3 protein-coding genes and 3 pseudogenes are annotated in these 21,950 nt (G+C 75.4%); 2 read left to right on the top strand and 4 right to left on the bottom strand.

Translation table 11 applies throughout. The features are described from left to right. The first annotated feature begins 41 nt into the window (after positions 1–41). A complete protein-coding gene (locus RM590_RS12675; RefSeq protein ID WP_311704601.1) occupies positions 42–1,022 on the top strand; it encodes an AfsA-related hotdog domain-containing protein in 981 nt (326 codons plus the stop codon). 81 nt (positions 1,023–1,103) lie between these two features. After that, complete coding sequence (locus RM590_RS12670; RefSeq protein WP_311704600.1) at positions 1,104–3,626, top strand: AfsR/SARP family transcriptional regulator; 2,523 nt, start codon at positions 1,104–1,106, stop codon at positions 3,624–3,626. 165 nt (positions 3,627–3,791) lie between these two features. On the opposite strand, the pseudogene RM590_RS12665 reads toward RM590_RS12670, so the two are convergent. The 4 genes and pseudogenes from RM590_RS12665 to RM590_RS12655 form a co-directional block, all read right to left on the bottom strand. Next, positions 3,792–11,225 (bottom strand): annotated as a pseudogene (locus RM590_RS12665) (type I polyketide synthase); the annotation flags it as partial. A 66-nt stretch (positions 11,226–11,291) separates the two neighbouring features. Then, positions 11,292–13,163 (bottom strand): annotated as a pseudogene (locus RM590_RS36235) (type I polyketide synthase); the annotation flags it as partial. A 105-nt stretch (positions 13,164–13,268) separates the two neighbouring features. Further along, positions 13,269–16,877 (bottom strand): annotated as a pseudogene (locus RM590_RS36230) (type I polyketide synthase); the annotation flags it as partial. A 36-nt stretch (positions 16,878–16,913) separates the two neighbouring features. Continuing rightward, the gene (locus RM590_RS12655) at positions 16,914–21,872 is read right to left on the bottom strand and encodes a type I polyketide synthase (RefSeq protein WP_311704597.1); all 4,959 of its coding nucleotides are present in this window, start codon (positions 21,870–21,872) and stop codon (positions 16,914–16,916) included. Between the last annotated feature and the right edge of the window lie 78 nt (positions 21,873–21,950).

Raw genomic sequence — 21,950 nt, 5'->3', positions numbered from 1 at the left:
GACCGGTGCGCCCGGGCCCGGCGACCCCGCACAGTGGTGCGGTGAGCCCCGCCTGCCATCTCATCCACCGCCCCCGCGCCGGGGGTTCCCGCCCGGCGTCCGCCCCGCCCGGCCACGGTGCCGACCGGGCGGAACGGTTCTCGCTGGCCGGGGACATGCCGACCCCGCCACCGCCGTTCGACGACCGCCCCGGCCGGCTGTACGACCCGCTCGCCGCCGTCGAACTGATCCGGCAGGCCGCCGAGTTCATCTCCCGGCGCTTCTTCGGCCAGCCCGCCGGGCGGCCCGCGATCTGCTACCGGCTGGACCTGGCCGTCACGGACGTCCCGGCCTGGCGGGTCGGGGAACGCGTCGCGCGGCTCACCGCGTCCCTCACCGCGCGGCCCGCCCTGGAACTCCACCGCGCGCCGCGCGGACTGGCGCTCACCGCGACGCTGCGCATCGACGACCGGCCGTGCGCGACGGTCACCGCGCGCCTGCTCCTCCAGGGCACGGCGGCGCGGCGGGGCGGCCCGGCGCTCGCCCAACTCACCGAGCCCGCCGGGGAACCGGGCGAACCCGTCGCCCCCTACGCCGTGGGCGGCCGTGACCCGGCCGCCGTCCTGGTGCACGACCCGAGCGGCGCCCCCGGCGGGCCGCTGTCGGTGCGCATCGCCGGCCCCCGGTGGCCCTGGGCGGCGGACGGCGCGGCGAGCCAGGCGCTGCTCCTGGAGGCGCTGCGGCAGACCGCCGTGTTCGCCGCGCACCAGGCGCACGCCCTGGCGCCGCCGCGCGCCCTCCTGGCCGGGCTGCGCTGCCGCCTGCCTGGATTCGCCGTGCCGCGCCCGCCGTTGCGCGCCGCCGCCGTGCCGGGCCCGCTCGCCCGGGACGCCGGTGGCCGGGTCCTGGCGCCGGTCGCGCTGGTGGTGACCAGGGGCGGCGAGCCCGTGGCGGAGGCCGAGGTGTCGGTGGCGCAGGACGCCGGGCGGGACAGGACCGGGGTGCGTAGGGGAAATAAAGCGTGGCTCGAGCCGCGTGATTAAGGGTGAGGTTGTCCGAATGAACAGCCAAGCGCCCCCTACCTTGGGAAACGCCGTACTGGCGAAGGAGACGGGAGGAACGACGTGCGCTTCGGAGTCCTGGGTCCGCTGGAAGTGACGGCGACCGGTCACGGCGGGGCCTTGGCGACGCCGCAGGCGCCCAAGATCCGCGTCGTCCTGGGCACGCTGCTGATCCGCGCCAACGCCATCGTGTCCGTGGACACCCTCATCGACGAGCTGTGGAGCGACGATCCGCCGCGCACCGCGCCGACCACCCTCCAGGTCTATGTCTCCCAGTTACGCAAGATGCTGCACGCCGCGGACCCCGAGGCCGGGCGGGCCGCGCTGGCCACCCGTCGGCCCGGATATGTACTGCGGCTGGGGCCGGGCCAGTTGGACCTCACCGAGTTCGAGGAGCTGCACGCCCGGGGCGGGGCCGCGATGCAGAACCGGGACTACGCCGCCGCGGCCGACCTCCAGCGCCGGGCGCTGGCACTGTGGCGCGGGCCGCTGCTCAGCGACACCCCGCACGGCGCGCTGCTGGAGAGCGCCGAGGTGCGGCTGGCGGAGCTGCGCGTCACCGCGCTGGAGCGCCGCATCCGGGCCGAGCTGTGTCTGGGCATGCACCGCGACCTGGTGGGCGAGCTCCAGGAGCTGGCCACCAACTTCCCGATGCGCGAGGAGATTCACGCGCACCTGATGGTCGCCCTGTACCGGACGGGCCGGCAGGCCGACGCGCTGCGGGCGTTCGCCCGGATCCGCGACACCCTGGCCGAGGAGCTGGACATAGAGCCCGGCCGCCATCTGACGCAGTTGCACCGGCGGATACGCGCCGGCGACGCGACGCTGCTGCACGGCACGGGCCGCGCCGCCGCGACGCCCGCCCTCGGCCGGCCACCGGCCGAACTCCCCGCTCCCGACCCGGCGTTCACCGGCCGTGCCGGGGAACTGGCCCGGCTGGTCGACAAGCTGCTGACGGCCGCCCGGGACGGCGGGCCGGTCGTGGTCACCGGCATGGCGGGCGTGGGCAAGACCGCGCTGGCGCTGGCCGCCGCCCGCCGCACGGAGGCGCTCTTCCCGGACGGGCAACTGCTGGTGCGGCTGCGCTCCCCCGCCGGGGAGCCGCTGGGCCCGGCCGAGGCCGTGGACCAGTTGCTGCGCCAGGCGGGGATACGGTCCCCCGGCGCGGGCGGCGCGGCCGAACGCCTCGGGCTGCTGCGGGGGTTGTGGCAGGGCCGGCGCATGCTGCTGGTCCTGGACAACGCCTGCTCCGAGGCCCAGATCCGCGCGCTGCTGCCCACCGCGCCGGGGTGCGTGGCGCTCATCACCTGCCGCCGACCGCTCGCCGGGCTGGCCGACGCCCGGCCGCTCGCGCTGGACGTGCCCGGGCCCGGTGACGCGGCCGGGCTGTTCACCGCGGCCGGGGGCGCCCCGGCCGGGGAACGGGCCGTGGCGGAGATCGCCGAACTCTGCGGGCGGCTGCCGCTGGCCCTGCGCGCGCTCGCCGCCCGGCGGGCCGACCCCGCCGAACTGGCCGCGCGGCTGCGACCGGAGGACGGCCGGCTGCGTGAACTGGGCGAGGGCCGCGGGTCGGTGGGCGCCGTGCTGGTGGCCGCCTACCGGGAGGTGCCGCCCGCCGATCGCCGCGCCTTCCGGCTGCTGGGGCTGCTGCCCCCCGGCCCCTTCGGGCCGGACCGGGCCGCCGCGGTGCTCGGCGTCCGGCCGCCGGCGGCCGGGGCCGCCGCGGAGTCACTGGTGGCGGCCGGGCTGCTGGCGCGGGCCGAACCGGCCCCGGACCGGTCGGCGCGCTATCAACTGCACCCGCTGCTGCGGCTGGTGGCCGCCGAGCGGCTGACCGCCGAGGAGCCACCGGAGGCCGTCACCGAGGCCGTCGCGCGGCTGTGCGCCGAGTCCGCCGCGCCGCCGGAGGCCGATCCGCTGGAGTGGTTCGCCCGGGACCGGGCCGCGCTGGTGGCCCTGGTGACGCGCGCGCACGCGACGGGCCTGTGGCGGGAGACCGTGACGCTGGCGGACGCCCTGACCCCGGCCCTGGAGACGCTGGCCGCGTGGGAGGACTGGGAGCACACGCACACGCTGGCGCTGGACGCGGCCGGCCGGCTCGACGACGACGCGGCCCGGGCCCGGATGCTGCGTTCGCTGGGCGATCTCGCCTGGCAGCGGCGGCGGTTGAGGCAGGCCCAGGATTTCTATGAGCGGGCGCGGCTGACCGCCGACGCCGCCGGTGACCGCGCCGAACTGGCCCGGGCGCTGGCCGGGCTGGCCGATCTGCGGCTGGACGCCGGGGCGCCGGCCGACGCCGCCGGGCTGCTCGCCCGGGTGCCCGCGGAGGCCGAGGCGGGCGCCGAGCGCGCCCGGAGCCGTTTCGAAACGTCCCGCGCCCAGGGCCTGTTGGCGCTGGAGACCGGCCGGGCGGAGGCCGCCGAGCGGTACTTCGGCGACTGCCTGGAACTGGCGGCCGAACTGCGCGACCCCCGGCTGATGGCGTACGCGCGGGCGGCGCTCGGCAGCGCCGGCGAGGCGGGCGAGGACCCCCCGGAGTGGGTCGAGGTCCGCCCCGGCGTGTGGCGCGTGCGCACGGTCGCGTAAGGCCGGTCCTTCGGACGCCAGGTCCTCGGATCCCCCAACGCGCCGCCGCCCCGGTCCTCTTCACGGGACCGGGGCGGCGGCGTGTTGGGTGCCGGCGCGTCAGGCGGTCACCGGCTGGTCGAGGAAGTCGGTCAGGCCCCAGAAGCCGCGGACCTCCTCGATGAGGCCGTCGGTGGTGATCCGGAACATCACCAGGGCGTTGATCGAGACGCGCTCCAGCGCCTTGCCGGGCTCGGCGATGTTGTTGAGCGTGGCGACGACGGGGACGGCCACGCTGTGGCCGTCCTGCGCGGCGATCGGGGTGCCGACGGCGTCCTGGAGCCGGGCCATGGTGGTGTTCACCCCGTAGAACTCGCGCAGCGCCTCCCGCCCCTTGCGTTCGCCGTGCCCGATGGGGTCCTCCAGGACCGCGTCCTCGGTGAACAGGTCGAGCAGCCCGGGCACATCGCCGGCGTTGAGCCGCCGGAAGTACTCCAGGGCGATCTCCTTGCGCCTGTTCTCGTCGGTCATCTGCCGTTCCCTCTCGGTCGCGTAGGACAGCCAGTAGCGCTTGCGCTGGAAGGCGTAGGTCGGAAGGTCCACCTCGCGGGCCGCCGTGTCGCCGAACACCGCCGCCCAGTCCACCGCGGTGCCGGCGACGTGGACGCGGGCGGCGGCGGTCAGGGCGGCCCGGGGCGTCGCGGTGTCCGCGCCGATCGTCACCGGTGTGTCCGTGGGGTCCGCCGCCGGGACGGCCGCCGCCCGTTCGGCGAGCGCGGCCCAGTGCGCGGCCCCGCTCAGCCGCTCGGCGGTGAGGCGTTCGCCGGTGGCGGCGTCCACCAGCGGGACGGCCGCCGGGGCGAAGGTCAACGCGGCCAGGACGCGGGGCAGTTCGCCGTCGCCGCCGGACGGCCGGGCCAGTTCGGCGGCCAGCGCGGTGGCGTCCTCCAGGGTCAGCACCCCGGCCACGTGCGCCGCCGCGACCTCGCCCAGCGCCACGCCCGTCACCCGGTCGGGGGCCACGCCCCAGCTCTCCAGCAGCCGGTACAGCGCCACGTCGCGGGCGAAGCCGTCGGCGAACGGCAGCCGCGCGGCGGCGTCGAGCCGGACGTCGAAGTGCGAACGCACCTCGTCCCACGCCTTGGCGAACGCCGGGAACGTCTCGTACATCTCCCGCGCCGCCGTCTCCTCCGGCGCCTCCCCGGCGGCCGGGCCGTGGAAGGCGATCAGGGTGGTGGCGGTGCCGGGGCTGGGTGCGCCGGTGACGACGCCGTCGGCGGGCTCGCCGCGTTCGAGCGCCGCCAGGGCGGCCAGGGCAGTGGACGAGTCGTCGGCGAGCACGACCGCCCGGTGTTCGAACACGGCGCGCTTCGTCGCCAGCGAGTAGCCGACGTCCAGCGCCTCGGGCGCGGGGCCGGCCGCCAGGGCGGCCCGCAGCCGTCCGGCCTGGCCGCGCAGGGCCGCCGCGCTCCGGCCGGAGAGCACCCAGGGCACGGGGCCGTCGCCGAATCCGGCGCGCGCGGGCCGGTCGGCCGGGCGGTCGTCGGCGGGCGGCTCCTCGACGATGAGGTGCACCTTGGTGCCGCTGGCGCCGAACGAGGACACCCCGGCCCGCCTGGGCCGCCCGGTCCTCGGCCAGGGCCGGGCCTCGGCGAGCACGGCCACGGCGCCGGACGACCAGTCGACCTGGTCGGTCGGCCGGCCCGCGTGCAGGGTGGCGGGCAGCGTGCCGTGGCGCATCGCCAGGATGGCCTTGATGACGCCCAGCACGCCCGAAGCGGCTTGCGGGTGGCCGAAGTTGGACTTACTGGTGCCCACCCACAGCGGCCGTTCCACGTCCCGGTCCCGGCCGTAGGTGGCCAGCAGCGCGCGGGCCTCGATGGCGTCGCCGAACGGGGTGCCGGTGCCGTGCGCCTCGACGGCGTCGATGTCGTCCGGGGCCAGCCCGGCGTTGGCCAGGGACTGGCGGATGACCTGTTCCTGGGAGCGGCCGTTGGGGGCCAGCAGTCCGTTGCCCGAGCCGTTGTGGTTGATGGCGGAGCCCCGGATCACCGCGAGCACGCGGTGGCCGCGGCGGCGGGCGTCGGAGAGGCGTTCCAGCAGGAGCATGCCGCCGCCCTCGCCCCAGCCGGTGCCGTCGGCGTCCGCGGCGAACGGCTTGCAGCGGCCGTCGGGCGCCACGCCGCCGGCGATCTCGGGGAAGCCCAGCGGATTGGCCTGCACGGTGATGCCGCCGGCCAGCGCCATGGTGCAGTCGCGGTTGCGCAGGGCCTGGCAGGCGGTGTGCAGGGAGACGGCCGAGGAGGAGCAGCCGGTGTCGACGGTGAACGCCGGGCCCTCGATGCCGAAGGTGTAGGCGACCCGTCCGGAGGACAGCGCCGGGGAGGAGCCGCCGGCGATATAGGGCCTGCTCTCCCTGGGGACGCGGACGCCGTTGGCGTAGCCCTGGTAGAACGTGCCCAGGTAGGCGCCGACGGTGGTGTCGCCCAGGCGGCGGGGGTCGACGCCGGCCCGTTCGAAGGACTCCCAGCACATCTCCAGCAGCAGCCGCTGCTGAGGGTCCATCACTAGGGCCTCGGCGTCCGGGATGCCGAAGAACGCGGCGTCGAACTCCGAGGCGGAGCGCAGGAATCCGCCTTCGAGGAGCCGCACCATGCCGGGCAGGTCATCGGCGTTGACGCGGGCGAGCGGGTCGTCCTGCCAGCCGCGGTCCTCGGGCGGGCCGGACACCATGTCCCGGCCCTCGATGACGACGCGCCACATCTCCTCGGGGGTGTCGACGCCGCCGGGCAGGCGGCAGGCCATCCCCACGATGGCGATCGGGTCGTCGGTGCCCGGATCGCCGCCGGTGGTGACGGCCACGGCGGGGGTGGACGTGGCCGTCACGGCGTGGTCGCCCAGCAGTTCGGCCCGCAGATGGCGGGCGAGGGCGAGGGGGGTGGGGTGGTCGAAGACCATGGTGGCCGGGAGCTTGAGGCCGGTCGCGGTCTGGAGGGCGTTGCGGAGTTCGACAGAGGTGAGCGAGTCGAAGCCCAGTTCCTTGAACGGCCGGCCGGGCTCCAGCGCCCCGGTGTCCGCGTGGCCGAGCACGGCCCCGGCGAACTCCCGTACCAGGTCGAGCAGTTCGCGGTCCTGTTCGGCGCGGGGGCGGCCGGTGAGCCGCTGCCGCAGCTCGCCGGCGCCGGCCGGTGCCGCGGCGGGACCCGGGGCCGGCTGCCCGGGGCCCCGGAGGGCGCGCCGGGCGTCGGGCACGTCGCTGATCAGCGGGCTGGAACGGTCGGCGGCGAAGACGACGGCGAACCGGTCCCAGGAGATGTCGATGATCAGGGCGCTGGTCTCGTCGTGGTCCAGCGCCTGCTGGAGCGCGGCGGTGGCGAGTTCGGGGTCCATCTCGTGGATGCCGTGGGACTCGGCCCGCTCCCGGCCGCTGCCGTCGCCGATGCCGGGTCCGGCCCATACCCCCCAGGCGAGGGAGGTGGCCGGCAGGCCCTCCTTGCGGCGCTGCTCGGCGAGGGTGTCCAGGAACGCGTTGCCCGGCGCGTAGTTGCCGTGGCCGGGCGGCCCGAACACCGAGGCGGAGGAGGAGAACAGGACGAACGCCGACAGGTCCAGGTCGCGGGTCAGCTCGTGCAGGTGCTGCGCGCCGAGGGCCTTGACCCGCAGCACGCCGCCGACACGGGCGGGGGTGAGGGAGTCCAGGACGCCGTCGTCGAGGACGGCGGCGACATGGACGACGGCGGTCAGCGGTTGCTCGGGGGGCACGGTGGCCAGCAGCGCGGCGACGGCGTCGCGGTCGCCCACGTCGCAGGCCGCGACGGTGACCCGGGCGGCGCCCAATTCGCGGAGTTCGGCTTCCAGTTCGGCGGCGCCGGGGGCGTCGGGGCCGCGCCGCCCGGTGAGCAGCAGGTGGTCGGCGCCCTGCCGGGCCATGCGCCGGGCGACATGGGCGCCGAGCGCGCCGGTGCCACCGGTGATGAGGACGGTGCCGCGGGGCCGCCATTCGCGGGCGGGCGGCACGTCGGCGAGGAGGGCGCGGACCATGCGGCGGCCGAAGACGCCGGAGGCGCGCAGAGCCACCTGATCCTCGCCCTCGCCGGGGGCGAGGATGCCGGCCAGCCGCGCGGCGGCCCGTTCGTCCAGGGTGGGCGGCAGGTCGATGAGGCCGCCCCAGCGATCGTGGTGTTCGAACGCGGCGACGCGGCCGGCGCCCCACACCAGGGCGCCCCAGGGGCTGACCGAGGTGTCGGAGGGGCCGATGGAGACGGCGCCCCGGGTGGCGCACCACAGGGGGGCGGGGATGTCGGCGTCGCCGAGCGCCTGGAGCAGCGCGAGGGTGGCGGCCAGGGCGGCGGGCGCCGCCTCGTGGTCGCGATGCGGGCGGCGTTCTTCGCCCTCGGCGAGGGCCAGCAGGGAGAGCACGCCGCCGATCGGGGCGCCCGCCGTGTCGCCGATGAACTCCCTTAGCTGGGCGGCTAGTTCGGCGCGGTCGGCGGTGGTGGTCTCGACCTCGACGCGCACCGGCTCGGCGCCGTGCCGGGCCAGCGCGGCGGCACAGGCGTCGACCAGGCCGGCCGGGGCGCCGGTGGCGGGGAGGGCGAGCAGCCAGGTGCCGGTCAGCCGGGGGTCGTCGGCGACGGGCACCGGCTTCCAGGTGACGTGATAGCGCCAGGAGTCGAGCGTGGCGGACTCCTTGCGCCGGTGCCGCCAGGCGGTGAGGGCGGGCAGCAGTTCACTCAGGGACGCCTGCTGCTCCTCGCCGAGGTCCAGGGCCTCGGCGAGGTCGGCGAGGTCGGCGCGCTCGACGGCCTCCCAGAACCGGCCCTCCACCGCGGCGCCGGGCGCGGTGCCCGCGTCGTCGGCCGGGGCCGCGCGGGTGCCGGACTCCAGCCAGAACCGCTGGCGCTGGAACGCGTAGGTGGGCAGGTCCAGGGCGCGTCCGCCGCGGCCCTCGTAGGCCGGGCTCCAGTCCACGGGCAGGCCGCGGACGTGTGCCTCGGCGAGCGAGGTGAGGAAGCGCCGGACGCCGCCCTGCTCGCGGCGCAGCGAACCGACGGCGGCGGCCTGGAGTTCGGTGGTCTCGATGGTCTCGCGCACGGCGGACACCAGGACGGGGTGGGCGCTGGACTCGACGAAGAAGTAGTGGCCGGCGGCCAGCAGGGCGCGAACGGCGGCGTGGAAGTCGACGGGCTGCCGCGCGTTGGCGAACCAGTAGTCGGGGCCGAGTTCGGTGCCCTCCAGCACGCCTCCGGTGACGGAGGAATAGAAGGGGACGCGGGTGGCCCGGGGCCGGATCGGCGCCAGCAGGCGCAGCATCTCCTCGCGCAGCGGGTCGACGAGGTCGCAGTGGGAGGCGGCGGTGCCGGAGACCATCTTCACCCGCACGCCGTCGGCCTCGCAGCGGGCGACGAACTCCTCCATGGCCGGGATGGGTCCGGCGACGGCCGCCGTGGCGGGGCCGTTGATCCCGACGACCGTCAGGCCGCTGTCGGCCGCGGCGACCCGTTCCTCGACCTCGGCGAGCGGCAGCAGCACCGAGGCGAGCGCGCCCAGGCCGACGAGCTCGCGGGCGAACAGCCGGCTGCGTTCGACGATCACCCGGGCGGCGTCCTCACGGGTCAGGGCCCCGGCCACATAGGCGGCGGCCACCTCGCCCTGGGAGTGGCCCACCACGGCGGAGGACTCGACGCCGTGCGAGCGCCACAGGGCCGCCAGGGCGGCCATCACCGCGAACAGCACCGGCTGGACGACATCGAGCCGCTCCAGGGAGGGCGCGCCGGGCGCGCCGCGCAGCGCGTCGAGGACCGACCAGTCGGTGAAGGTCTCCACGGCGGCGGCGCAGGCGCGCAGCTCCTCGGCGAACACCGGTGAGGTGTCGAGCAGTTCGAGAGCCATGCCCTGCCACTGGTGGCCCTGGCCGGGGAAGACGAAGGCGATCTTGCCGCGCACGTCGGCGGCGCCGCGGATGACCTCGGGCACGGTGCGGCCCTCGGCGACGGCGGTCAGCCCGGTGCGGCATTCCGCGCGGTCGGCGGCCAGCACGACGGCGCGCTGGTCGAGCAGGGCCCGGGTGTCCAACAGCGAGCGGCCGAGGTCGGCGACGCCCACCGAGGGGTCGCCGTCCAGGAACGCGGCGAGGCGCTTGCCCTGGCCGGCGAGCGCGCCGACGCCGCGCGCCGACAGCGGCAGCGGCAGCGGCAGCGGCAGCACGCCGCCGGGCGCGGTGTCCGGCGCCGGTTCGGGCACGGCCTCCGGTTCGGGGGCCTGTTCGAGGATGACGTGGGCGTTGGTGCCGCTCATGCCGAAGGAGGAGACGCCCGCGCGCCGGGGCCGGTCCAGCTCGGGCCAGGACCGGGACTCGGTCAGCAATTCCACCGCACCCATCGACCAGTTGATATGCGGCGAGGGCTCATCCACATGCAGCGTCCTGGGCAGCACGCCGTGGTGCAGGGCCATCACCATCTTGATGACACCGGCCACCCCCGCCGCCGCCTGGGCATGCCCGATGTTCGACTTCACCGACCCCAGCCACAACGGCTCACCCTCACCCCGATCACGCCCATACGTCGCCAGCAACGCATGCGCCTCAATCGGATCCCCCAACGACGTCCCCGTCCCATGCGCCTCCACCACATCCACATCCCCACCCGACAACCGCGCCCCCGCCAACGCCGCACGAATCACCCGCTCCTGCGACGGACCATTCGGCGCCGTCAACCCATTCGACGCACCGTCCTGATTCACCGCCGAACCCCGCACCACCGCCCACACCCGATGCCCCAACCGCACCGCATCCGACAACCGCTCCACCAACAAAACGCCCACGCCCTCGCCCCACCCGGTGCCGTCCGCCGCCGCGGCGAACGCCTTGCACCGGCCGTCGGCCGAGGTGACGCGCTGCTGGTTGAAGCCGATGAACAGCCCCGGGGAGGGCAGGATCGCCGCCCCGCCGGCCAGCGCGAGCGAGCACTCACGGGCGCGCAGCGCCTGCACCGCCAGGTGCAGCGCCACCAGCGACGACGAACACGCCGTGTCCACCGTCACCGCCGGCCCCTCCAGACCGAACGTGTACGCGATCCGCCCGGAGGTCACGCTGGCCACGCCACCGGTCATCAGGTGGCCGGCCACGCCCTCCGGTATCTCCTCCAGCCCCTCGCCGTAGCCGGGGTGGCTGGCGCCGACGAACACGGCCGTGTCGCTGCCGCGCAGGGTGAGCGGGTCGATGCCCGCGCGTTCGAACGCCTCCCAGGAGGTCTCCAGCAGCAGGCGCTGCTGCGGGTCCATGGCCAGCGCCTCGCGCGGCGAGATGCCGAAGAAGGCGGGGTCGAACTGGTCGGCGTCATGGACGAACGACGCCTCCCGCACATAGGTGGAGCCGGGCCGGTCGGGGTCGGGGTCGTAGAGGCTGTCCAGGTCCCAGCCGCGGTTGCGTGGGAAGTCGGAGGCGGTGTCGGCGCCGTTGGCGATCAGGTCCCACAGCCGTTCGGGGGTGTCGGCGCCGCCGGGGAAGCGGCAGCTCATGCCGACGATGGCGATGGGTTCGTGGGCGGTGGAGACCAGCCGCCGGTTCTCGCGCCGCAGCCGTTCGGTCTCGGTGAGGGAGGCGCGCAGCGCTTCGACGAGCTTGTCGCTGCGGTCGCCGTTGTCTCGTGCAGTGGTCATCCGGGGTCTCCGCTTTCCGAAGCCTGATCAGGATGTGGTCTGGTTGAGGGCCATCGACACGAGATCGTCGACGTCCATCGTCCGGATGGAGCCCGACACGTCCTCGTCCTCCTCGGCGGCGGGGTCCGGGGCGTGGCCGAGGCCCGCGAGGCGCAGCAGCGTCTCCGCGAGGCCGGCCTCGCGGAGCCGGGCGAGCGGGATTGTCGCCAGGGCGCGCCGAATGGCGGCCTCCTCGGCGTCCGCGGTGGCGTCCGGCCCGGATTCGGGGCGGAGTTCGGCTTCGAGGTAGGTGACGAGGTCGGCGGGCGAGGGGTGGTCGAAGATCAGGGTGGCGGGCAGCCGCAGCCCGGTGTCGGCGGTCAGGCGGTTGCGGAGCTCGACCGCGGTGAGCGAGTCGATGCCCAGTTCGCGGAAGCCGCGGTCGATCTCCACCGAGTGCGGTCCGGCGTGGCCGAGTACGACGGCGACATGGGTGCGCACGGCGTCCAGCAGCGTCTCGAAGCGGTCGGTCGGTGAGAGGCCGGCCAGCCGCTGGGGCAGGGCGGGGCCGCCGGCCGCGTCCGGGCCGGCGGCCGCGGCGGAGCGCCGGGCGGGGCCGGTGACCAGGCCGCGGTAGAGCGCGGGCACGCCGCCGTCGCCGAACTGCCGGCGCAGCCGGTCGATGTCGAGCCGCGCGGGGACGAGCAGGGCGTCGTCCATGGCGGTGGCGGCATCGAACAGCGCCATGCCGTGCTCGGGGGTGAGAGGGAGGACGCCGCCGCGGGCCATGCGGGCGCGGTCGGCGTCATCCAGAGCACCGGCCATACCGCCTTCCTGCTCCCACATCCCCCACGCCAACGACACACCCGGCAACCCCAACGACCGCCGATACGCCGCCAACCCATCCAAAAACGCATTCCCCGCCGCATAACCACCCTGACCCGCACCACCCAACACCCCAGCAGCCGAAGAAAACAACACAAACAACCCCAAATCCCACCCAGCCGTCAACTCATGCAACCACCACCCCCCATCCACCTTCGGCCGCAACACCCCCACCAACCGATCCACCGACAACCCCTCCACCACACCGTCATCCACCACCCCCGCCACATGCACCACACCCACCAACGGAAACTCCCCCACCACCCCCTCCAACACCCCAGCCAACGCCCCCCGATCACCCACATCACACCCCACCACCCGAACATCCACCGCACCCAACCCCACCAACTCCTCAACCAACCCACCAGCACCCACACTCCCCAACCCACGACGACCCACCAACACCAAACGACGCACCCCACGCACCCCCACCAACCACCGAGCAACCACCCCACCCAACGAACCCAACCCACCCGACACCAACACCCACCCCGACGACACATCAACCTCTGGACCGGACTCGGCGAGGGCGGCCCGGGCCAGCCGGGGCACCAGGGCGCGGCCGTCGCGCACGGCCACCTGGTGCGCGCCGGTGGCGAGCGCGGTGTCCAGCGCGGCGGGGGTCACCTCGCCCTCCGGGAGGTCCACCAGGATCAGCCGGCCGGGGTGTTCGGTCTGGGCGCTGCGCACCAGGCCCCAGATCGGGGCGCGGGCGATGTCGCCGACGGTGTCCTCGGGGCGGGCCGCCACGGCGCCGCGCGTGAGCACGACGAGCGGGGTGGCGCCCAGGCGTCCGTCGGCCAGGCAGTCCTGGATCGTGCGCAGCAGCCGGGCGGTGTCCTCGCGCGCGGCGGTGGGCACGTCCCGGTCGGCGGGTCCGGGGCCGCAGGGGATCAGCACCGCGCCGGGCACCGGGCCGCCCTCGTCGAGGGAGCTGCTCAGGGCGAACGCGTCGGGGTGGGCGGCCGGTTCGCGAGTGCCGGCCGCCTTCAGCGCCCGGCCGACGCCGAGCGGGTCGGAGCCGAGCACGGCCCAGTCCCCGGCGGGCGGCGCGGCCGACGCGGCCGGCTCGCCCGGCGGCACCCACGCGACGCGGAACAGCCAGTCGGGCCGGCCGGCCGCCGCCGCGCGGAGCTCGGCGGCCGGGACGGGCCGCAGCGTGAGGGCGTCCACGGTGGCGACCGGCTCGCCGGCGGGGTCGCCGAGGGTGAGGGAGACGGTGTCCGGGCCGGTGACGTCGACGTGTATCCGCACGACGGACGCGCCGGTGGCGTGCAGGGTGACGCCGGTCACGGAGGCCGGCAGCAGCACCTCGCCCGGGGCGGGCGCGGGCAGCGCGAGGCGCGCGGCGTGCACGGCGGCGTCCAGCAGGGCGGGGTGCAGGCGGAAGCGGCCGGCGTCGGCCTTCTCGCCGGGGGCGAGCGCGGCCTCGGCGTACAGGCCGGTGCCCGAGCGCCAGGCGGCGGCGAGGGTGCGGAACGCGGGCCCTCCGGGGCCGGGGCGGTCGGGGTCGCCGTGGAGGGCGGCGGCCTCGACGGGTTCGGCGCCGATGGGCGGCCAAGGGCTCGCCAACTCGGCGGCCGGGGCGGGGGCTTCGGGCGCGACGGCCCCCTCGGCGTGGCAGGTCCACGGCATGTCGGCGGGGGCGGCGTCGGGGCGGGCGTAGACGGCGACGGGCCGGTGGCCGGCCGCGTCGGGGGTGCCGACCGTGATCTGGATCAGGACGGCGTCGTCCTCGGGCAGGGCCAGCGGGGCGGTGACGGCCAGGTCGGCGAGGTGGCCGCAGCCGGCCTCGTCGCCGGCGGCTACGGCCCATTCGACGAAGGCGCTGGCGGGGATCGTGGGGACGCCGTGCGGGGCGTGGTCGCGCAGCCAGGGCTGGGCGGCGGCCGACACCCGGCCGGTGAGGAGGAGTTCGTCGGCGGCCGCGGCGCGGACGAGCGCGCCGAGCAGCGGGTGGTCCACCGCGCCCAGGCCCGCCGCGGCGACGTCACCGGCGCCCGCGGGCCCCGATTCGAGCCAGTGGCGGCGGCGTTGGAACGCGTAGGGCGGCAACTCGACGGGGGGAGTGCGGCGTTCGGGGAGCGGCGGGGTCCAGTCCACCGGCAGTCCGGTGGTCCAGGACTCGGCGAGGCAGCCGTGGAACGCCTCGGTCTCGTCGCGGTCCTTGCGGCAGGCGGTGGTGAGCAGGCCGGTGAAGTCGTCGGCCAGGCACTCGCGGGCCAGGGCGGTCAGCACGCCGTCCGGGCCGACCTCGATGAAGTGGGTGACGCCCTGGGCGGCCAGCCATCGCACGCCGTCGGCGAAGCGGACCGGCCGGCGGACGTGGTCCACCCAGTAGGCGGGCGTCAGTTCGCGGATCTGTTCGCCCGTCAGGTTGGACACCAGCGGGGTGGCGGGGGTGGCGTGGGCCAGGCCTTGGGCGGCCTCGCCGAACGCGGCGAGCATGGGCTCCATCAGCGGCGAGTGGAACGCGTGCGAGACCCGGAGCCGGCGCGTCTTGTGGCCCTGTTCGGCCAGCCGGTCGGCGACGCGCCGCACGGCGTCCTCCTCGCCGGAGAGCACCACGGCGTGCGGGCCGTTCACCGCGGCGATCGCGACCGGGCCCGTTTCGCCGGCCAGCGCCTCGCGCACCTGCTCCTCGGTGGCCCGCACGGACACCATCGCACCGCCGGGCGGCAGGGCGCCCATCAGCCGGCCGCGCGCGGCGACGAGCCGGGCCGCGTCGGGCAGGGTCAGCGCCCCGGCGACGTGGGCCGCGGCGATCTCGCCGATGGAGTGCCCCGCGACGAAGTCGGGGCGCAGGCCGAAGGATTCGAGCAGCCGGAAGAGCGCGACCTCGATGGCGAACAGCCCGGTCTGGGTGTACTCGGTGCGGTCCAACAGCTCGCTGTCCGGCGCGAACAGCACGTCCCGCAGGGGGCGTTCCAGTTGGCCGTCCAGCTCGGCGCACACCTCGTCCAGGGCCGCCGCGAACACGGGGTGTGCCGCGTACAGTTCGCGGCCCATGCCCGCACGCTGCGCGCCCTGGCCGGAGAACAGGAAGGCGGTCTTGCCGTGCCGGACGGCGCCGGTGACGGCGTCGCCGGTGGGGGCGCCGGCGGCCAGGGCGTCCAGGCCGGCCAGCAGGGCGTCGCGGTCCGCCGGGAGCACGGCGGCGCGGTGGTCGAGGGCGGCCCGGGTGGTGGCCAGGGCCGAGCCGATGTCGCCGGGCGCCAGTTCGGGCCGTTCGCGGACGAACGCGGCCAGCCGTTCCGCCTCGGCGCGCAGGGCGGCGGCGGTCTTGCCGGAGAGCAGCCAGGGAACGGGCCGCCCGGGCGCCGGGCGGGCGTCCTCGGCGGCCGGCTCAACGGACCGCTCGGGGGCCTGTTCGAGGATGACGTGGGCGTTGGTGCCACTGATGCCGAAGGAGGAGACGCCCGCGCGCCGGGGCCGGTCCAGCTCGGGCCAGGACCGGGACTCGGTCAGCAACTCCACCGCACCCATCGACCAGTTGATATGCGGCGAGGGCTCATCCACATGCAGCGTCCTGGGCAGCACGCCGTGGTGCAGGGCCATCACCATCTTGATGACACCGGCCACCCCCGCCGCCGCCTGGGCATGCCCGATGTTCGACTTCACCGACCCCAGCCACAACGGCTCACCCTCACCCCGATCACGCCCATACGTCGCCAGCAACGCATGCGCCTCAATCGGATCCCCCAACGACGTCCCCGTCCCATGCGCCTCCACCACATCCACATCCCCACCCGACAACCGCGCCCCCGCCAACGCCGCACGAATCACCCGCTCCTGCGACGGACCATTCGGCGCCGTCAACCCATTCGACGCACCGTCCTGATTCACCGCCGAACCCCGCACCACCGCCCACACCCGATGCCCCAACCGCACCGCATCCGACAACCGCTCCACCAACAAAACGCCGACTCCTTCGGCGAAGCCGGTGCCGTCGGCGGCGGATCCGAACGCCTTGCAGCGGCCGTCGCCGGCCAGTCCGCCCTGCTTGCTGAAGTCGATGAACAGGCCGGGGGTGGACATGAGGGTGGCGCCGCCGGCCAGCGCAAGCGAGCACTCGTCGTTCCGCAGGGCCTGCACCGCCAGGTGCAGCGCCACCAGCGACGACGAACACGCCGTGTCCACCGTCACCGCCGGCCCCTCCAGACCGAACGTGTACGCGATCCGCCCGGAGACGACGCTCGGGGCCTTGCCGGTGGCGAGGTAGCCCTCGACGTCGTCGGGCATGACGGCGATGTCCTGCCCGTAGTCGGAGGCGGAGGCGCCGATGAAGACGCCGGTGCGGCTGCCCCGGACGGCGTCGGGGCTGATGCCCGCGCGGGGGAACAGCTCCCAGGTGGCCTCCAGCAGCAGGCGCTGCTGGGGGTCCATGGCCTGGGCCTCGCGCGGCGAGATGCCGAACAGTTCCGCGTCGAACTGCCCGATGTCGCCGAGGAAGCCGCCGAGGTCGGTGCGGGTGGTGCCGGCCCGGCCGCTGTCCGGGTCGTGTATTCCCGCCACGTCCCAGCCGCGGTCGGCCGGGAAGGGCGAGATGGCGTCCCCGCCGGCGCTGATCAGATCCCAGAATCTCTCCGGGGAATCGGCGCCGCCGGGAAACCTGCATGCCATTCCGACGATCGCGATGGGCTCCGGTTCCTCGTGTTCCCGCAAACGCTGGCGGGTCTGGCGGAGATCCACCATGACGCGGTTGAGGTATTCGCGGAGCTTCTGTTCGTCATTCGGCATGCGCGGCACTCCCGATCAGGAAATGAGGGGCGGGTGCGGAACGGGTCAGTGGGTGCCCAATTCCCGGTCGATCAGTTCGAACATCTCGTCGTTGCTCACCGCCGTGAGATCCGTCGCCCCGGAGTCGGCGGGCGTTTCACCGGAGGCGCCGGCACGCCATTTCCGCAGCAGTGTTTCCAGGCGGGGGGTGATGTCCTCGCGCAGCTCGGCGGCGGGGAGGCCGTCGAGGGCGGCTTCGAGCTGCTTGATGACGCCGAGGACCGGCTCGGCGACGTCGGCCGGGTCGGGGCGGAGGCGGCCGTGCAGATGGTCGGCCAGCGCCGCGGGGGTGGGGTGGTCGAAGGCGAGCGTGGTGGGCAGTTCGAGTCCGGTGGCCGCGCCGATGCGGTTGCGGAGCTCGACCGAGCTCAGGGAGTCGAAGCCCAGGTCCTTGAAGGGCCGGGTCGGCTCCACGACGGGGCGTGCGTCGCTGTCGGTGACCCCGTGGGCGAGGACGACGCCGACCTGGGTGGTGACCAGGTCGAGCAGCACCCGGTGCTGCTCGCGGTCGCCCAGGCCGAGCAGTTGCTCGCGCAGGGCCGGGGCGTCCTCCTGCGCCGCCGCGGTCTCGGTCCGGGCCGGGCCCGGAGCGGCGAGCGCCGCGCGGGCCTCGGGGATGTCGCCGATCAGCGGGATTGTGCGGTCGCGGCTGAGGCCCGGGCCCAGCAGATCCCAGCGCAGGTCGGCGATCACGGGTGCGGCCTCGTCGTGCTCGACGGCCTGCCGCATGCCCTCGACGGCCAGTTCGGGGGCCATCTCGAAGATGCCCTGCTTGCGGCCGCGTTCGCCGCCGCCGTCCTCGGCGAGGCCGGGGCCGGCCCAGGTGCCCCAGGCCACGGAGGTGGCGGGGCGGCCCTCGCGGCGCAGCCGTTCGGCCAGGGCGTCCAGGTAGGCGTTGCCGGGCACGTAGTTGCTCAGACCGGGGTAGCCGAATATGCCCGAGCCGGAGGAGAACAGGACGAACGCCGACAGGTTCTTGTCCCGGGTCAGTTCGTGCAGGTGGTCGGCGCCGCGCGCCTTGACCCGCAGGGTGTGGTGCATGCGGTCGGGCGTGAGCGTGTCGATGACGCAGTCGTCGAGCGCGACGGCGGTGTGCACCACCGCGTCCAGCGGGAAGCGCTCGGGCACGGTGGCCAGCAGCTCGGCCAGCGCGTCGCGGTCGCCGACGTCGCAGACGGCGATCGTCACCTCGGCGCCCAGCGCGGTCAGTTCGGCCCTGAGCTCGGCGGCGCCGGGGGCGTCGGGGCCGCGTCGGCTGGTCAGCAGCAGGTGCTCGGCGCCGTTGCGGGCCAGCCAGCGGGCGACCTGCCCGCCGAGGCCGCCGGTGCCGCCGGTGATGAGGGTGGTGCCGCGCGGGCGCCACTCGCGGGCGGGCGGGGTGTCGCCGAGGGGGGCGCGCACCATGCGGCGGGCGAGCACGCCGTAGGAGCGGACGGCCACCTGGTCCTCGGTCGCGTCCTCGGCCAGGGCCCCGGCAAGCCGCATGCCGACGCTGTCGTCGAACGTCTCCGGCAGGTCGATCAGGCCGCCCCACAGCCGGGGGTGTTCCATGGCGGCGACGAGCCCGAGTCCCCAGGTGAGGGCCTGAGTCGGGGAGACGATCCGGTCGGTGGCGCTGACGGAGACTCCGCCGTCGGTGACGCACCACAGGCGGGCGTCGGCGCCGAGGTCGGACAGGGCCTGGAGCAGCGCGACGTTGCCGGCCAGGCCCACCGGGACCGTTTCCCGCCCGGCGAGCGGGCGTTCGTCCAGCGACAGCAGGGAGAGCACCCCGGTGACCGGCAGGTGCGGCCGGAGCTGGTCGGCGAGCCCGGCGCGGCCCGCGTCGGCGGCCGGGACGCGGATCAGCCGGGCGGTGGCGCCGTGCCGGACGAGGGCGGCGGCGATCGCGTCGGCCGGGTCGTCGTCGAGGCCGTCGGGGGCGACGACCAGCCAGGAGCCGGTGAGGTGGACCGGCGCGGCGCCGGTGATCTGGAGGGCGGTGTCGGTGAGGGACCAGATGACGCGGTAGCGCCAGTTCTCCAGGGTGGCGCGCTCGTGGTGGCGGCGGCGCCAGGAGGAGAGGGCGGGCAGGACCGCGCCGAGCGAGGCGCGCTGGGCGTCGTCGTCGAGTTCGAGGGTGGCGCTGAGGGCGGTCAGGTCCTGGCCATGGACGGCCTGCCAGAACCGGACGTCGATGTCGTCCTCGGCGGCGGGGCCGGTGCCGGGCGCGGGCTCGGGCTCGGCGTCCAGCCAGTAACGCCGGTGCTGGAAGGCGTAGGTGGGCAGTTCGACGGTGCGCGCGCCGGGGGCCAGGGCGGGCGCCCAGTCGACGGCGACGCCGCGCACCCACGCCTCGGCGAGCGCGCGGGTGAAGCGGGCGGGGCCGCCGTTGTCCCGACGCAGGGTGCCGGTGACCGCGGCCTCGTCCCCGGTGTCGTCGAGCGTCTCCTGGATGCCGACGGTCAGCACGGGGTGGGCGCTGACCTCGATGAACACCGCGGGGCCGCGCTCCAGCAGGCCGGCGAGGGCGGACTCGAACTGCACGGTGGTGCGCAGGTTGGTGTACCAGTACTCGGCGTCCAGGCCCTCCGTGTCGAACTGGTCGGCGGTGACGGTGGAGTGGAACGGCACCTCGCAGGAGCGCGGGCGGATGCCGTCCAGGGCGCGGACGATGTCCTCGCGGATGGTCTCCACCTGCGGCGAGTGGGAGGCGTAGTCCACGGCGATGCGGCGGGCCCGGACGCCGTCCGCGGCGCAGGCGGCGAGGAGTTCGTCCAGGGCCTCCGGGTCCCCGGAGACGACCGTGGAGCGGGGGCCGTTGACGGAGGCGAGGGAGAGGCGGTCGCCGAAGGGGGCGATCCGGTCCATCACGGCGCCCGCGGTGTCGGCGACGGACACCATGCCGCCCTTGCCGGAGAGCGCCAGCAGCGCCTTGGCGCGCAGCGCGGACACCCGGGCGGCGTCCTCGATGCTGAGGGCGCCGGCCACGCAGGCGGCGGCGATCTCGCCCTGGGAGTGGCCGATGACGGCGGCCGGTTCGACTCCGTGGGAGCGCCACAGGGCGGCCAGGGAGACCATCACGGCCCACAGCGCGGGCTGGACGACGTCCACCCGGTCCAGGGGCGGCGCGCCGTCGGCGCCGCGCAGGACGTCGACGAGCGACCAGTCCACGTGGGGGGCCAGCGCCGTGGCGCAGTCGTCGAGGGCCTTGGCGAACACCGGGGAGGCGTCGAGCAGTTCGACCGCCATGCCGGCCCACTGGGAGCCCTGGCCGGGGAAGACGAACACGGGGCGGTGTGCGCCGCGGATCGCCGCGCCGCTCACCGCGTCGGGGCCCGGGTCGCCGTCGGCGATCGAACGCAGGCCGGCGCGGTACGCGTCGTGGCCGGTGGCCAGGACGGCGCCGCGCCACTCCAGTTCGGCGCGGGTGGCGACCAGGGAGTGGGCGATGTCGGCGGGGGCGGCGGCGTCCTCGCGTTCGGTGAAGTCCGCCAGCGCTCGGGCCTGGGCGCGCAGCACGGGCTCGGTGCGGCCGGAGATCAGCCAGGGCCGGACGGCGAGGGCGGCGTTCTCGGTGTCCTCGGCGATCGGGGCCGGCTCCTCGGGGGCCTCTTCCAGGATCACGTGCGCGTTGGTACCGCTGACGCCGAACGAGGACACCCCGGCCCGGCGCGGCTGGTCCTCGCGCGGCCACGGGCGGGCCTCGGTCAGCAGCTCGACGGCGCCGGACGACCAGTCGATGTGCGGGGAGGGCCGGTCGACGTGCAGGGTCTTGGGCAGCACGCCGTGCCGCATGGCCAGCACCATCTTGATGACGCCCGCGACGCCGGCCGCCGGGCCCGCGTGGCCGAAGTTCGACTTGATGGAGCCGAGCCACACCGGCCGGTCGCGGTCGCGGTCCTTGCCGTAGGTGGCCAGCAGCGCCTGGGCCTCGATGGGGTCGCCCAGCGTGGTGCCCGTGCCGTGCGCCTCGACGGCGTCGACGGTGGCGACCCCGGCGTCGGCGAGGGCGGCGCGGATGACCCGTTCCTGCGCGAGGTCGCTGGGGGCGGCCAGGCCGTTGGAGGCGCCGTCCTGGTTGATGGCGGAACCGCGGACGACGGCGAGCACGCGGCGGCCGGCGCGCCGCGCGTCGGAGAGGCGTTCCAGCAGGAGCAGGCCGACGCCCTCGGACCAGTTGGTGCCGTCGGCGGCGGCGGCGAACGACTTGCAGCGGGCGTCGGCCGCCAGGCCGCGCTGCCTGCTGAAGTCGATGAACGCGGCGGGGCTGGCCATCACCGACACGCCGCCGGCCAGGGCGCGGACGCACTCGCCCTTGCGCAGCGACTGCATCGCCAGGTGCAGCGCCACGAGGGAGGAGGAGCAGGCGGTGTCCACGGTGACGGCCGGGCCTTCGAGTCCGAAGGTGTAGGCGACGCGGCCGGAGATGACGCTCGCCATGCTGCCGGTGCCGATGTAGCCCTCCAGGCCCTCCGGGGTGCGGTTGAGCCGGGTGACGTAGTCGGAGTAGACGGCGCCGACGAAGACGCCGGTGCGGGTGCCCTTCATCGAGTGGGGGTCGATGCCGGACCGCTCGAACAGCTCCCAGGAGGTCTCCAGGAGCTGGCGCTGCTGGGGGTCCATGGCCTGGGCCTCGCGCGGCGAGATGCCGAACAGCTCGGGGTCGAACTCGTCGGCGCTCCGGATGAAGCCGGCCTCGCGGACGTAGCTCTTGCCCTGGGCGTCCGGGTCGGGGTCGTAGAGGTTCGCCGTGTCCCAGCCGCGGCTCGCCGGGAACGGGGACACCGCGTCGGTGCCGTCGGCGAGCACCCGCCACAGCTCCTCGGGGGAGCCGGCGTCGCCGGGGTAGCGACAGGCCATGCCGGTGATCGCGATGGGCTCGTGCGCGGCGGCCTCGGTCTCGTGCAGACGCTGACGAGTCTGGCTGAGCTCCGCGGTGACCCGCTTCAGGTACTCGCGAAGCTTCTCTTCGTTGTTTGCCATCTCCACGCTCCTGTGGAATGTCCGAAGGGAAATGAGGACTCGTCGGAATGAATGTGGGGGTTGAATCGAATGCGAGGA

It is taken from the genome of Streptomyces litchfieldiae (assembly GCF_031845365.1).
In the GTDB taxonomy this organism is placed as follows: Bacteria; Actinomycetota; Actinomycetes; order Streptomycetales; family Streptomycetaceae; genus Streptomyces; species Streptomyces litchfieldiae.
Note: the sequence above shows the minus strand (reverse complement) of the source record. Positions and strands in the feature narration are given on the sequence as shown.

Excerpts from the sequence above, each read along its gene's own strand:
- RM590_RS12655 (WP_311704597.1), bottom strand. The coding sequence starts at position 21,872 with ATGGCAAACAACGAAGAGAAGCTTCGCGAGTACCTGAAGCGGGTCACC.